The sequence below is a fragment of the Enterococcus sp. DIV1758 genome, assembly GCF_051711985.1.
Taxonomy (GTDB): domain Bacteria; phylum Bacillota; class Bacilli; order Lactobacillales; family Enterococcaceae; genus Enterococcus; species Enterococcus faecalis.
On record NZ_JBIOOA010000001.1, the window covers coordinates 2,673,925 to 2,688,624 of the forward strand.

The window sequence follows — 14,700 nt, forward strand, 5'->3', positions numbered from 1 at the left end:
GTATAGTAGAATATCTTCACGCTGTTGTTTATATAGACATGGATTTTATTAGGAGTGATAAAAATTGTTAGAAGAAAAAAATGAAAAGTTGACTACAAGCAAACAACCAATTAAGAAAATTAGCCATCAAGATATTTATGCTTTATATGATTTACTTGAACAATTAACCTCTTGGAATGCGCCTTTAAAATTACTAGAAAGCTATTTCAATGAAAGTAAGCGACCACTAAATAAACAGAAATTAGTTAAACAATATTATGCCTATTCAAAAATATTCCAAGCTTTTTATTCTGATTTTCAAGAGTTATCCACAAGTATGGAAGAACAAGTTATTGAGCTAAGACAAAAAGAAAAACTACGGACTTAACAGAAAATCTCGTAGTTCCATTTGCTATTTTGCTAGATCCTGAAGGGGAAGAGTAATTTTTTATAACGACTATTTCATTTACTTCTGCAAGCGGTGGGTATGTTACGCTAAAATAGCCCGAGAACCAGCTTATGGATTTGCTATTTTGTGAGTTCCTCGGGGACTAATAAAAACACATACCCAATAAAATAAGTCAACAGCGACGTTAGGAGAACTTAGTGGCTGTTGACTTATTTTATAGTGTTATTCGATTAGTAACTCTATCTTTTTTCAAACCAATCATAATAATCATCGGATGTCGCTTCTGCGTATACTTTCAGTAATTCTGGGCGCAATTTTTGAAAGGCTCTAACTAAGTCCCCTCCACCAAAACGAACAGAAAATGGATACCCTGTTAGCTCCTTAGACAATTTAGAAATAAATTTTATGGTTTCCGCATCGTCTTCAAGTATATTAATCATTTTTCCGACAAGAAAACCATTATCAAAAGAAAGCTCTTTGTCCTTTAATACACCATCATAACAATCTTTTATAGAAGCAACAATTTTTTCTGCATCACCATACTCAAAAAGTCTTACTGCCTCATAATATCCCATAACTTCTGAACTAAGAAAGATACTTGAATCCTTTATCTTATCTTTTTTTACAGAAGTTTCTTCATTTAAAAATTTCACCGCTAACTCTTGAATGTGTTCTCTCAATAATTTATAGTGAATTTCTGCAAAACAACCATCTATAAATCCTTCTACTGGATAACCAAATTCATTTTCCCAGCCAATATTTTTATATTCATCTGTCAAAAATACTTTTTTAATTTCTAAAACAACTTCTGGATGGTCTTGTAATAGTGCTTCGTGTCCTTCCAACAAAAGGTAAGCTAAAGTGTAATCCTAAATCTCTCCAAAATAAAACCAGCCAACTGGTTTACCACTGAACTTAGATACTTTTTCAAGAACCTCTAACGGTACTAACGTATATCCTTGTACATAAGAATTGATTATTGGCTTCTTCAATCCTAAACGATTACCAAATTCAGTGAATGATAAATTTAATTCATCTTTTACCAGTTTAAGACGAGCACCTACTACTTTCTTATCAGGTTTTAACAATCCAAACATGACTAAAATAGATACACTTAAACGTTTAGAAGAGTATAGAAATACCCACCAGAATGATTAAATGGTTACGGGTACGAAAAAAGTCGTCACCAAAGTCGTCACCAAACTCGTTACCAAATCCAAAAAAGACACCTTCCAAAAATTGGAAAGTGTCTTGAAATCGTTGGTATAACAACGATTAACGTTTTGAAAATTGTGAAGCTTTACGAGCTTTTTTAAGACCTGGTTTTTTACGTTCAACCATACGTGCGTCACGAGTAAGTAACCCAGCGCGTTTTAAAGCAGAACGGAAGTCAGGATCTACTTGTAACAATGCACGAGCGATTCCGTGACGGATAGCTCCTGATTGTCCAGCATAGCCACCACCGTTTACGTTTACGATTACATCGTAAGCGCCTTTTGTTTCAGTTACGCCAAATGGTTGGTTGATAACTTCACGCAAGTCAGCATGTGGAATATATTCTTCTACGTCTTTTTTGTTTACAGTAATTTTACCAGTACCTGGTACTAAGCGTACGCGGGCAACTGCATTTTTACGACGGCCTGTGCCGCTATATTGTACTTGTGCCAATGAATTTCCCTCCTTAAATTAAGTTCGTGATATCTAATACTTCTGGTTGTTGTGCAGCATGTGGATGCTCAGCTCCACCGTATACGTTCAATTTAGTAAATTGTTTACGTCCTAAAGTGTTTTTAGGTAGCATACCTTTTACAGAAGTTTCGATAAGACGGCGAGAGTTTTTGTCGCGTAATTCACCAGCTGTCACTGATTTTAATCCTCCAGGATACATTGAGTGACGGTAGTAAATTTTGTCTGTAGCTTTTTTACCTGTTAATTTTACTTTATCAGCGTTAATTACGATTACGAAATCTCCAGTATCCACATGTGGTGTGAATGTTGGTTTATTTTTACCACGTAGTACAGAAGCAACAACTGCTGATAGACGTCCTAAAGGAACATCTGTTGCATCTACTACGTACCATTTACGTTCTACTTCGCCAGCTTTGGCCATATATGTTGTACGCACGTTTCTTTCCTCCAATTTTGTTTTCGATGTTTGACATACACTTGAGTTTCCGGGGCTCATTGTGGGGCAAACAATACCATTTAATATTTTACCTTCAATCACTGATAAAGTCAATGTTTTTCTGCGCTTTCAGAAAATAGATTTTCACTTATTTTTTTGTGCCTTTTAAACAGAAAAAAGCCGCCAACGTCAACGTCAGCGGCTTTGGGAGTTGTTTTAAATTATGCGTCAATACCAGGCGCTTTGCCAAGTTTGGCTTGTAACATCCAAATATTTTTTTCGATGTCTGTTTTGTTTGCGATGAAAATGTCTTGTGTGCAGTCGTCGCCTTCTTCACCAGAAACTTCGATTCCTTTTGCGTAAAGGTCTGCTAAGTAACGGTAGCCTGCTACTAATTTTTCCATACGTTCTGGAATGGTGCGGTCCCAGTTACCAATTTCATCTTCAATTTTTGTATTTTCTGCGAATTCACGCAATGTTGAGAATGGAGAGCCGTCCAATGTGATTAAACGTTCTGAAACAACATCTAATTGCTCATTGATTTGATCCATGTATTCATCCATTTGTGGGTGAAGTGTTAAAAATTCAGGTCCACGCATATACCAATGTGTTTGATGAATTACCACGGAAAATTGGCTTAAATCTGCAACGAGTTGGTTCAAAATTTCTTTTGTTTTTTCAAATTTCATTCTTTGTCATCCTCCTAAATATTTTTTCTACACTCTTAGTGTAATATGAATTGTGAAAAAAGTACACTGAAAACCTTTCTTTTTTAAAATTATTATCAAATTATAATAATTACAATTAAGAATCTAATTAATTTCCTGAAATCGCTGTTTTTTCATCCGCAGTGACGACTTTTTGTTCCGCTTGAGTGAGGATCGTGTCGAGTGCCTCTGTCAACTGGTCAGTATCTTCTTTTCCTGTGACGAAAGCTAAAAAAAACTGATTCAGTCTCAGTTGCTCCGCTGCTGGCAAGTACCATTGTCCTTCTACTTGCTTAACCGTTAATGGCAGTTCAACTGGCTCATGGCTGACATTGATTTGTTGGATTTCTTTTTTTAAAACGGCTAACGTGTGCTGCATGTCTAGCGCTTGTGTCGCCTGTTGCGTTTGCTGAAGAAGAGCAGTGGTTGTATCTTCAATCGCCGTCACAAAATCTAAGCCCTTAATCTGAAAAGTGATTGTCGCTTGTCCATTCAATTCTTTCGTGGCTACTAGTTGATATGACGCTTTTTTCTTCACTTGAGCCAGTAATTCTGTGCTAAGCTTCTGGGCTTCAGTCTCGGTGACTTCAGCGTTCATTTCTTTTAAGCTATTGAAAAACTGCTTCTGAAACTGTTGACGGCTCGTCTGCAAATGCTCCGCCAAGACTTTCGGTTCACGAAAAGTTTGAGAGAATGTCGCTGTCTTTTCTTGATAAATAAAGTAATCTACCAACTGTTGCGCTGCTTTTTCGCCGGAACGAGACGGTGCACTGCAGCTTGCTAACGCCCCAATGAATAACAGAAATAGTGGTAGTAGCTGTTTCTTCATTCCTCATCCTCATTTCCTCAAGTCTTTGTCTCTCTTCTAGTTAAGCAACTTCTCAGTCATTTGTCAAAGCTATTTACTATCAATTATTTGCGGAATTCTGCTAATTTTTGATAACTTTGTGCTAAAACTTGTTGGGTTTCTTGAAAAACAGGATACAGTTCTTGATAAACTAGCAATTGATCCGCCCGTGGCGTGACCGTTTCATGAATCAGCACCTGTTGCGCCGCTGCTTGTAAATTTGGTAACTGCCCTAAGCCTTGCCAACCTAGCAAAACAGCGCCTAATGCCGAAGCTTCGGTACTATCAGTGAACGATAACGTTTCTCCCAGCACATCAGCCATGATTTGACGGAACACAGGGGAATCAGCAAAGCCGCCTGTCGCCCGAATCTCCTGAACGGGTCCACCGAGTTGTTTCAAATCCTCTAAAATAGTTTTTAAATTGAAACAGATTCCTTCCACCACCGCTCGAGCTAAATGTCCGGCATGGTGATTTTTGCGCAAGCCAATAAAACTTGCGCTCGCCTCTGCATTCCACAGCGGTGCTCGTTCACCAAGCAAATAAGGATGAAACAGTAAGCCATTTGCACCGGCTGGCACGGTTGCAATTTGGGCCATAATTGGGTCATAGAGATTGGTCCCGTTTTGGATAGCTTGCTGATGTTCTTCTGCAAAAATCGTTTGGCTCGCCCAATCTAACGCAACTGCACCATTACTACTTGCACCACCAATCACCCAGTGCTGTTCATCTAGAGCAAAACAAAACGTTTCACCTTGCGGATGCAAAAAAGGTTCTTCGACAATATACCGAAGTGCGCCGCTCGTACCAACGGTCAAAGTCGCTACACCCATTCCTAGCGCTCCCAAACCTAAATTAGACAATGGACCATCCGCGCCACCAAGAACTAAAACCGTTTCTTCTTCAACACCAAGCATCTCTTGCCAAGAAGGCGCTAATGCTGGAAAAATGAACGTTGACGGGGCAACTTTTGGCAACTGTTCCTCCTCAATAGATAAATACGCTAAAATCGACGATTCCCATTGCCGTGTGTGAATATTAAATAAACCCATCCCCGAAGCACTACTATAATCTGTCCAGTATTCGCCAAAGAAACGGTAAAAAATGTAGTCCTTAATCCCAATAAACTTGGCCGCGCTCTGCGCAACGGCTGGCTGATTTTCCTGCAGCCAGCGAATCTTGTACAAAGGCGCCATTGGATGAATTGGCATGCCTGTCAATTGATAAAACAATTGGGCCGCTGGCGTTTCTTTTAACGCTTCCGCATAATCAGATGCTCGTGTGTCAGCCCAAGTAATCACTTGGGTCAATGGGCGTCCTTGCGCATCCATGGCAATTAAGCCATGCATCGCTGAAGCAAAAGAAATGAGCCCAATTGGTTGATTCTTCACTTGCTGTGTGACGGTTCGAATACAGTTCACCACAGCTTGGAACAGCGTTTCTGGGTCTTGCTCCGCCATTCCTTCAGTCTCTTGAATTAATGGATAACGTACATAGCTAGAAGCTACGACTGTGCCATTTGCTTGAAAAGCCACTGCTTTGGCTTGCGTGGTGCCAACGTCGACACCAATCGCTAATTTTTCCATTTGATTCCCTCATTTCTTGTTTCTTTTATTATTCCTAACAAAAAAAGATTTGTCTAGTCAAATGAAAAAGTTTAAAAAAAGCGTAGTTTATTTTTAAGGAGGTAACCTATGTTTTTCTTGAGTCTCTTTTTGATTGGTGCCTGTTTCGGTTCTTTTTTATGCTTAGTGGCGGAGCGCTTACCAGTAGGGCGTTCTCTGTGGTGGCCCCCTTCCCACTGTCAAGGTTGCCACCAGCCTCTACAACTCTATGAATTAATTCCAGTTGTTTCGATTTTGCTGCAGCGCTTTCGTTGTCGAAAGTGTCAACAGCCAGTAGCTAAGAGTTATCTTTTAGCAGAACTTGTCATGGGCGGGTTAACCGCAAGCTGTTTTTCAGCTGGCCTGAAGATTGATGTTTTGATTCTCTGGTGGTGGCTGACGAGTGCTTTCACATTATCCTTGATTGATTACTGGTATTTAGTGGTTGAACCGAAGATTCTTTATCCTAGTTTTTTTGTGCTTTACTTGCTGAAAGTGGCGGGTCAGCATTCGTTTTACTTACTGACTGGTCTTTTTTGTTTTTGTTTTTTCCGAGCCGTCTTACATTATTTTCCGGAAGCCATGGGGCGAGGGGATCTTTTGTTACTGGGTTTGTGGGGCTGTTTTTTACAGGTACCTCAGTTGCTGATGCTACTATTTTTTGCCAGTAGTTATGGTCTAATCTGTGGCTACAGTTGTAAATTTTTGGGGTATCCAGTTGAACAGAAACTTCCTTTTGTCCCCTTTTTAAGTTTGGGTTTACTCACAATCAGTTGGTTATAGCAAATAAAAAAAGCCGCAAGGAGCATGCTCCTTACGGCTTTTTAGGGTTTATTTATTGATGTTTTTCATCGCATCTTCAGCAGCCATTTGTGCTTCGATGTCTGAAATACTATAAACGTTTTCGCTAGCTACGCCAACTTCTTTTGGTTCCATGTTACGGTAACGAGCCATACCAGTACCAGCTGGGATGATTTTACCAATGATAACATTTTCTTTCAATCCAAGTAATGGATCTTTTTTGCCACGGATAGCAGCATCTGTTAACACGCGTGTTGTTTCTTGGAAGGATGCAGCAGATAAGAAGCTGTTTGTTTCCAATGACGCTTTGGTAATACCAAGTAAAACTGGACGACTAGTAGCAGGGACGCCACCAGCAACTAATGTGTCGTAGTTACGGTCTTTAAATTCTGCGATGTCCATTAATGTTCCTGGAAGGATTTCAGTGTCACCCGGATCCATTACGCGGATTTTACGTAACATTTGACGAACCATTACTTCGATATGTTTGTCGCCGATTTCTACCCCTTGCATACGGTAAACACGTTGTACTTCACGTAATAGGTAGTTTTCAACAGATAAAACATCACGAACTTGTAATAATTGTTTTGGATCAATTGAACCTTCTGTCAACGGTGCACCACGGTGGATGATGTCGCCTTCAGCAACTTTCATACGTGCAGTGTAAGGGACAGTATAGGTACGTGTATCTGTTTTTCCTTTGATGGTTACTTCTTTTTGACGTGTGGCAGGATCTTCAGAAATATCGATAACTTCACCGGTTACTTCTGTAATCACTGCTTGCCCTTTCGGATTACGTGCTTCAAAGATTTCTTGGATACGAGGTAAACCTTGAGTGATATCGTCACCGGCAACCCCACCGGTATGGAACGTACGCATGGTTAACTGTGTACCAGGTTCCCCGATTGATTGAGCGGCGATTGTACCAACTGCTTCTCCGACTTCAACGTCAGAACCAGTTGCCAAGTTACGTCCGTAACAGTGCTTACATACACCATGTTTTGTGTTACATGTAAAGACAGAACGGATAGTTACTTTTTCAATACCAGCATCCACGATTTCTCTTGCAAGATCTTCAGTGATTAGTTGATCCGCACCAATGATGATTGCACCAGTTTCTGGATGAACAACTGATTTACGTGTATAACGACCTAATAGACGTTCGTCTAATGGTTCGATAATTTCATTACCTTCACGAATTGCTTCGATTTCAAGACCACGGTCAGTGCCACAGTCGTCTTCACGAATGATTACGTCTTGGGCAACGTCAACTAAACGACGTGTTAAGTAACCTGAATCGGCTGTCTTCAAGGCCGTATCGGTCATCCCTTTACGAGCCCCGTGAGTTGAGATAAACATTTCTAAGACAGAAAGTCCTTCACGGAAGTTTGAGATGATTGGTAATTCCATGATTCGTCCATTCGGAGCGGCCATCAAACCACGCATACCAGCTAACTGTGTAAAGTTGGAGATGTTACCACGGGCTCCAGAGTCAGACATCATGAAGATTGGGTTACGAGCTTCCATACTTTCGATCAGTTTTTGTTGGATTTCGTCTTTGGCACCGTTCCAAACGCCGATTACACGTTCATAACGTTCGTCATCAGTAATTAAACCACGACGGAATTGTTTAGTAATTGTTTCAACTTGTTTGTGGGCAGCATCAATGATTGCTTGTTTTTCATGAAGAACCATGATATCGGCAATCCCTACCGTCATCCCAGCATAAGTTGAGTGTTTGTAACCTAAGTCTTTCATGCGGTCAAGCATTTTAGAGGTTTCCGTAATGTGGAATCTCTTGAAGACTTCAGCAATGATATTTCCAAGATTTTTCTTCTTGAATGGTAAAACTAATTCTTGCTCTTTAATGTGTGCAGGAATGTCTGTACCAGCTTCTACGAAGTATTTATCTGGTGTTTGAACAGTTAAGTTATAGTCTGTTGGTTCGTTCAAGTAAGGGAACTCAACAGGCATAATTTCGTTAAAGATGATCTTACCAACTGTGGTGATTAAGATTCGTTCTTTTTGCCAATCAGTAAATGGTTTGTCACCTAAAAGTGTTGTTTGAACCCCAATCCGTGAGTGTAAATGCACGTAGCCATTTTGCCATGCTAAAACAGCTTCGTTCATGTCGCGGAAGATCATGCCTTCCCCTTCACGGCCTTCTTCTTCCATTGTTAGGTAGTAGTTACCTAAGACCATATCTTGAGATGGTGTAACAACTGGTTTACCATCTTTCGGGTTCAAGATATTTTGGGCAGCAAGCATTAACATACGAGCTTCTGCTTGTGCTTCTTCATTTAGAGGCACGTGAACCGCCATTTGGTCTCCATCGAAATCGGCATTGTAGGCTTCACAAACTAATGGGTGAAGACGAATCGCACGACCTTCAACAAGAACAGGTTCGAAAGCTTGGATCCCTAATCTATGCAACGTAGGTGCCCGGTTAAGTAAAACTGGGTGTTCTTGGATAACTTCTTCTAAGATATCCCAAACTTCATCTTCGCCACGTTCGATTTTACGTTTCGCATTTTTAATGTTTGTCGCAATTTCACGTTGTACTAATTCACGCATTACAAATGGTTTGAATAATTCAATCGCCATTTCTTTTGGTAAACCACATTGGTACATTTTTAAGAACGGACCAACGACGATTACGGAACGACCAGAATAGTCAACACGTTTACCTAGTAAGTTTTGACGGAAACGACCTTGTTTCCCTTTCAACATGTGAGAAAGAGATTTCAATGGACGGTTACCTGGTCCAGTAACTGGACGGCCACGACGACCATTATCGATTAAAGCATCCACCGCTTCTTGTAACATCCGTTTTTCGTTTTGAACAATGATGCTTGGCGCATTTAAGTCTAATAAACGTTTTAGACGGTTGTTACGGTTGATAACACGGCGGTATAAGTCGTTTAAGTCACTTGTTGCAAAACGACCACCTTCCAATTGAACCATCGGACGTAAATCTGGTGGAATAACTGGGATAACATCCATTACCATCCAGCTTGGTTGGTTACCAGAGGCACGGAAGGCTTCTAAGATGTCTAAACGACGGATGGCACGTGTCCGTTTTTGACCAGAAGCTGTTTTCAATTCTTCTTTTAATTGCGCAACTTCGCCATCTAAATCGACGTTATCTAATAATTGTTTCACGGCTTCGGCACCCATAGCAGCTTTGAAGGCTTGGCCATATTGTTCACGTTTTTCACGATATTCACGTTCCGTTAACAATTGTTTTTTCTCTAATGTTGTGTCACCTGGTTCGATGACAACGTATGAAGCAAAATAAATGACTTCTTCCAATGCACGAGGGCTCATGTCTAAAACAAGACCCATCCGAGATGGAATTCCTTTAAAGTACCAGATATGTGAAACTGGTGCGGCTAATTCAATATGTCCCATACGTTCACGACGTACTTTTGAACGAGTGACTTCAACGCCACAACGGTCACAGACAATACCTTTATAACGGATACGTTTATATTTACCACAAGCACATTCCCAGTCTTTGGTTGGACCAAAAATGCGTTCACAGAATAACCCTTCACGTTCGGGTTTTAATGTACGGTAGTTAATTGTTTCGGGTTTTTTAACTTCCCCATAAGACCAACTTCTGATCTTTTCTGGTGAAGCAAGCCCTATTTGCATACTTTCGAATTTATTTACATCGATCAAAAGGAATTCCCTCCATTTCCTTATTTAGAGAAGCTGAGTCAGCAACTTGTTAGCAAATGGCAAGCATCACTTGAAAGAAGGTCTGACGACACTTGGAACAAGTAATGGCTTGCGCAGTTGCAACAAAGTCGCAGTTGAATCAACTCATCAGAGTGGTAGCGACAAATTAGTCTCTGTCTTCGGCTGTTTCAATTTCTTGAACAACGTCTTGTGCTTCTTCTTTCACGACTGATTCTGCTTCTTTTTCCAGCTGTTTCGCTGATTGTTGTTCCGCAAATTTGGTTAGTGCGTCAACGGTGATTAAATCATCATCGTCATCGTCCATATCGCGTAACTCAATCTCAGCTTCCTCAATGTCCAAGACACGCATGTCTAAACCAAGTGATTGTAATTCTTTCACTAATACTCGGAATGATTCAGGCACACCTGGTTTTGGAATTGGTTCACCTTTAACGATGGCTTCGTATGTTTTCACACGTCCGACAACGTCATCAGATTTGTAAGTTAAGATTTCTTGTAATGTGTAAGCAGCACCGTAAGCTTCCAGTGCCCAAACTTCCATTTCCCCGAAACGTTGTCCACCGAATTGAGCTTTACCACCCAACGGTTGTTGCGTAACAAGAGAGTAAGGTCCGATTGAACGAGCATGCAATTTGTCATCAACCATGTGGGCTAATTTAATCATATACATGACACCAACGGAAATACGGTTATCAAATGGTTCACCTGTACGTCCATCGTAAAGAACTGTTTTAGCATCGCTAGCCATACCAGCTTCACGAACAGTTTCCCAAACGTCTTCATCGGTTGCCCCATCGAAAACAGGTGTTGCGACGTGAATACCTAATTGGCGAGCAGCCATACCTAAGTGTAATTCAAGTACTTGTCCGATATTCATACGAGAAGGTACCCCTAATGGGTTCAACATGATATCAACAGGTGTTCCGTCAGGTAAGAATGGCATATCTTCTTCCGGCATAATACGGGAAACAACCCCTTTATTTCCGTGACGTCCCGCCATTTTGTCTCCTTCGTGAATTTTACGTTTTTGAACGATATAGACACGAACTAACATGTTGACACCTGGTGATAATTCATCGCCAGCTTCACGAGTAAAGATTTTCACATCATGAACGATACCGCCGCCACCGTGAGGTACACGGAGAGACGTATCACGAACTTCGCGGGCTTTTTCCCCGAAGATTGCGTGTAATAAACGTTCTTCTGCAGATAATTCTGTAACCCCTTTAGGTGTGACTTTCCCAACTAGTAAGTCGCCATCTTGAACTTCAGCACCAATGCGGATAATCCCCATTTCGTCTAAGTCTTTCAACGCGTCTTCCCCAACGTTTGGAATTTCACGGGTAATTTCTTCAGGTCCTAATTTTGTATCACGTGCTTCTGATTCATATTCTTCAATATGCACAGAAGTGTAGACATCGTCTTTAACTAAACGACGGCTCATGATAATGGCATCCTCGTAGTTGTAACCTTCCCATGTCATGAAGGCAACTAAGACGTTTTGCCCTAAAGCCATTTCGCCTTCTTCCATAGAAGGTCCATCCGCTAAAGTATCGCCTTTTTCAACTTTTTCACCTAAGTGAACAATTGGGCGTTGGTTGTAGCTTGTTCCTGAGTTAGAACGACGGAATTTAGTAACCATATATTTGTCTAATGCGCCATTGTCGCGACGAACGCGAATTTCTTTTGCATCGACGAATTCTACGACACCGTCATGTTTACATAGTAAAGCAGCACCTGAGTCATGGGCTGATTTATATTCCATACCTGTACCTACCCACGGAGAGCGTGGTTGAATTAACGGCACCGCTTGACGCTGCATGTTGGCACCCATCAAGGCACGGTTGGAGTCATCGTTTTCTAAGAAAGGAATACATGCTGTTGCGACTGCGACTACTTGTTTTGGTGAAACGTCCATGTAGTCAACTTTGTCTACGGCAACTTCTAAGTTTTCACTTTGTAGACGCGCCATAACAACATCATTGGCAAATGTGCCATCTTCATTTAAAACTGAGTTCGCTTGCGCTACGATATAATGGTCTTCGATGTCTGCGGTTAAGTAATCTACTTGATCAGTAACACGGCCTGTCGCACGATCAACACGGCGATAAGGCGTTTCGATGAAACCAAATTTATTCACTTTTGCGTAACTAGATAAACTATTGATCAACCCGATATTCGGTCCCTCAGGCGTTTCAATTGGACACATACGACCATAGTGAGAGTAGTGAACGTCACGAACTTCATAACCGGCACGGTCACGAGTCAAACCACCAGGCCCTAAGGCTGATAGACGACGTTTATGGGTTAACTCACCTAATGGGTTTGTTTGGTCCATGAACTGTGATAACTGTGAAGAACCAAAGAATTCTTTGATACTTGCTACCACTGGACGGATGTTAATTAATTGTTGTGGTGTCAATGTTTCTGTGTCTTGAATAGACATTCTTTCACGAACCACACGTTCCATACGGGCTAAACCAATACGGAATTGGTTTTGTAATAATTCGCCTACTGAACGGATACGACGATTACCTAAGTGGTCGATGTCATCGACATTGCCGATATCTTCCATTAAGTTGAAGAAGTAGCTCATTGAAGCAACGATATCTGCTGGACGAACTGTTTTGACGCTGTCGTCTGGATAGCCGTTACCAATCACATTTACGATACGTTCAGGATCTTTTGGTGAAAGAACTTGAATCACTTGAATCGTCATTGGTTCAGTTACTACCGCATCTTCACTTGGATAGTAAGTTACACTGTTTAAGCCGTTGTCAATGTATTCGCCTAATGTTTCCATGATTTGGTGTGTTAAAACCGTGCCTTTTTCGACAATGATTTCACCAGTTTCTGGATCAACTAGCGTTTCAGCTAAGGTTAAGTTTAATAGACGTGTTTTTAAGTCTAATTTTTTGTTAACTTTGTAGCGACCAACGTTTGCCAAATCATAACGTTTTGGATCAAAGAAACGTGCAGTTAACAAGCTACGTGAGCTATCTGCTGTTTTTGGTTCGCCCGGGCGAAGACGTTCATAAATGTCTTTCAAGCCTTCTTCTGTACGAGAATCACTTGCATTTTTGTGTAAATCTTTTTCAATTGTGTTGCGTAAGCTTTCGCTGTCGCCGAAAATTTCGAAGATGGTATCATCTGAACCGAAACCTAAAGCACGAACTAACACAGTTAAAGGAATTTTACGTGTGCGGTCAATCCGAACATAAGAAATGTCTTTCGCATCTGTTTCCATTTCTAACCATGCACCACGGTTAGGAATGACTGTTGAGCCAAAACCTTCTTTGCCGTTTTTGTCCACTTTTCCATGGAAATAAACACCTGGAGAACGAACTAATTGGGAAACGATAACACGTTCTGCCCCGTTGATGATGAAGGTACCCATTTCTGTCATTAATGGGAAATCGCCGAAGAAGACTTCTTGGGATTTAATTTCACCTGTTTCACGGTTGGTTAAACGTAATGTTACATGTAATGGCGCAGAATAGTTGGCATCATGTGCGCGGGCTTCTTCTACTGTGTACTTTGGTTCTTTTAATTCATAGTCAACAAATTCTAAGGATAAGTTTCCTTGGAAATCATCAATTGGTAAAATGTCTTCAAACATTTCACGAAGTCCCTCATCTAAAAACCATTGATAAGAGTCTGTTTGGATTTCAATTAAATTTGGTAATTCCAATACTTCACTGATACGTGCGAAACTTCTACGTTCGCGATGCTTTCCGTATTTTACTACGTGTCCAGCCAAGCTCTTCACCCCTCTAGTTATAAGTCTATCAAAACACCGATCCGAAAAATTACATTTACGTTACATATATTAAATATATGTAACAAAAAGCATTTTTTGCAGTTTTTAAGCAAAAAAAAACCAAAAATAGAACATGCTTCCGAAAAATTTTCTGGCGTTTCTACTTTTGTTTTCCTATAAAAAACCGGAACGGACAATATTTCGCTCCTGCTTCGTCACTTTCAGATAGTTTTTGCTCTATAGATTCTACTACCTTTGTCTAGAAAAGTCAAGGGTTTCTTTAAGGTTTTCTTTTTCATAAAAAGGAGTTTTTTTGTAAAGGGTTTAAATGAAAAAAGGCGTAATAAATAATTACGCATTTTCCCCTATCTTCCTATTCGCACACAAAAAAACGAATGCAAAGATGCATTCGTTTTTGACTAACCGCCACCTAATAAAAAGTCTAGGACATTCATGCCGCCGCTTGTTTGGCTGCGGTAAAGTTCGGTGTAGCCGCATTGGGTACAGCTAATTGTAATAAATTTTTTATTTTGAACATCAAAAATTTTCGCAAAGTTCCCACCTGTTGCTTGAAATTGGTCCGACACATAGTGCATGTTGCCACATTTCTCACAAACATATTGTTGCTTTTCCATTCCCCTCACTCCTTCTCAATAAAACAAGTATAGCAAACGCCTGCTTCATTTTCCTCCATCCTAAGATGGATTTTTTCACTAGTTGACCAAGCCTTTTCCTTTCCGCTACAATAAGCATAACGAATCGG

12 protein-coding genes are annotated in these 14,700 nt (G+C 40.5%); 2 read left to right on the plus strand and 10 right to left on the minus strand.

Annotated elements, in window-relative coordinates; genetic code table 11:
* Positions 1 to 64: 64 nt before the first annotated feature.
* Positions 65 to 367, plus strand: coding sequence for a hypothetical protein (locus IGJ52_RS12990; protein WP_231415569.1), 303 nt, complete (start codon positions 65 to 67; stop codon positions 365 to 367).
* Between the two features lie 260 nt (positions 368 to 627).
* Here the strand turns inward: IGJ52_RS12990 and IGJ52_RS12995 are convergent, their stop codons facing one another.
* The 7 genes from IGJ52_RS12995 to IGJ52_RS13025 form a co-directional block, all read right to left on the minus strand.
* Positions 628 to 1,233 (minus strand): hypothetical protein, encoded by a 606-nt coding sequence (locus IGJ52_RS12995; RefSeq protein ID WP_202254893.1) that lies wholly within the window; start codon positions 1,231 to 1,233, stop codon positions 628 to 630.
* A gap of 24 nt (positions 1,234 to 1,257) precedes the next feature.
* Complete coding sequence (locus IGJ52_RS13000; RefSeq protein ID WP_129194899.1) at positions 1,258 to 1,485, minus strand: helix-turn-helix domain-containing protein; 228 nt, start codon at positions 1,483 to 1,485, stop codon at positions 1,258 to 1,260.
* Positions 1,486 to 1,663: 178 nt separating this feature from the next.
* A complete protein-coding gene (rpsI, locus tag IGJ52_RS13005) occupies positions 1,664 to 2,056 on the minus strand; it encodes a 30S ribosomal protein S9 (RefSeq protein ID WP_002354786.1) in 393 nt (130 codons plus the stop codon).
* Positions 2,057 to 2,069: 13 nt separating this feature from the next.
* On the minus strand, positions 2,070 to 2,498 hold the full coding sequence (gene rplM, locus IGJ52_RS13010) for a 50S ribosomal protein L13 (protein ID WP_048670019.1): 429 nt from the start codon (positions 2,496 to 2,498) through the stop codon (positions 2,070 to 2,072).
* A 236-nt stretch (positions 2,499 to 2,734) separates the two neighbouring features.
* A complete protein-coding gene (locus tag IGJ52_RS13015; protein WP_002354782.1) occupies positions 2,735 to 3,202 on the minus strand; it encodes a Dps family protein in 468 nt (155 codons plus the stop codon).
* Positions 3,203 to 3,329: 127 nt separating this feature from the next.
* Positions 3,330 to 4,049: a DUF5105 domain-containing protein gene (locus IGJ52_RS13020; protein ID WP_016622550.1), complete on the minus strand. Its 720-nt coding sequence runs from the start codon at positions 4,047 to 4,049 to the stop codon at positions 3,330 to 3,332.
* A gap of 83 nt (positions 4,050 to 4,132) precedes the next feature.
* Positions 4,133 to 5,653, minus strand: coding sequence for a gluconokinase (locus IGJ52_RS13025; protein WP_129194872.1), 1,521 nt, complete (start codon positions 5,651 to 5,653; stop codon positions 4,133 to 4,135).
* 108 nt (positions 5,654 to 5,761) lie between these two features.
* Between IGJ52_RS13025 and IGJ52_RS13030 the strand changes: the two genes are divergently transcribed.
* On the plus strand, positions 5,762 to 6,454 hold the full coding sequence (locus IGJ52_RS13030; protein WP_438792165.1) for a prepilin peptidase: 693 nt from the start codon (positions 5,762 to 5,764) through the stop codon (positions 6,452 to 6,454).
* 48 nt (positions 6,455 to 6,502) lie between these two features.
* Here the strand turns inward: IGJ52_RS13030 and rpoC are convergent, their stop codons facing one another.
* The 3 genes from rpoC to IGJ52_RS13045 form a co-directional block, all read right to left on the minus strand.
* On the minus strand, positions 6,503 to 10,156 hold the full coding sequence (gene rpoC / locus IGJ52_RS13035) for a DNA-directed RNA polymerase subunit beta' (RefSeq protein ID WP_002354777.1): 3,654 nt from the start codon (positions 10,154 to 10,156) through the stop codon (positions 6,503 to 6,505).
* A 166-nt stretch (positions 10,157 to 10,322) separates the two neighbouring features.
* Complete coding sequence (gene rpoB, locus IGJ52_RS13040) at positions 10,323 to 13,937, minus strand: DNA-directed RNA polymerase subunit beta (RefSeq protein WP_010712913.1); 3,615 nt, start codon at positions 13,935 to 13,937, stop codon at positions 10,323 to 10,325.
* A gap of 419 nt (positions 13,938 to 14,356) precedes the next feature.
* A complete protein-coding gene (locus IGJ52_RS13045) occupies positions 14,357 to 14,572 on the minus strand; it encodes a zinc ribbon domain-containing protein (protein WP_002354768.1) in 216 nt (71 codons plus the stop codon).
* Positions 14,573 to 14,700: the final 128 nt, after the last annotated feature.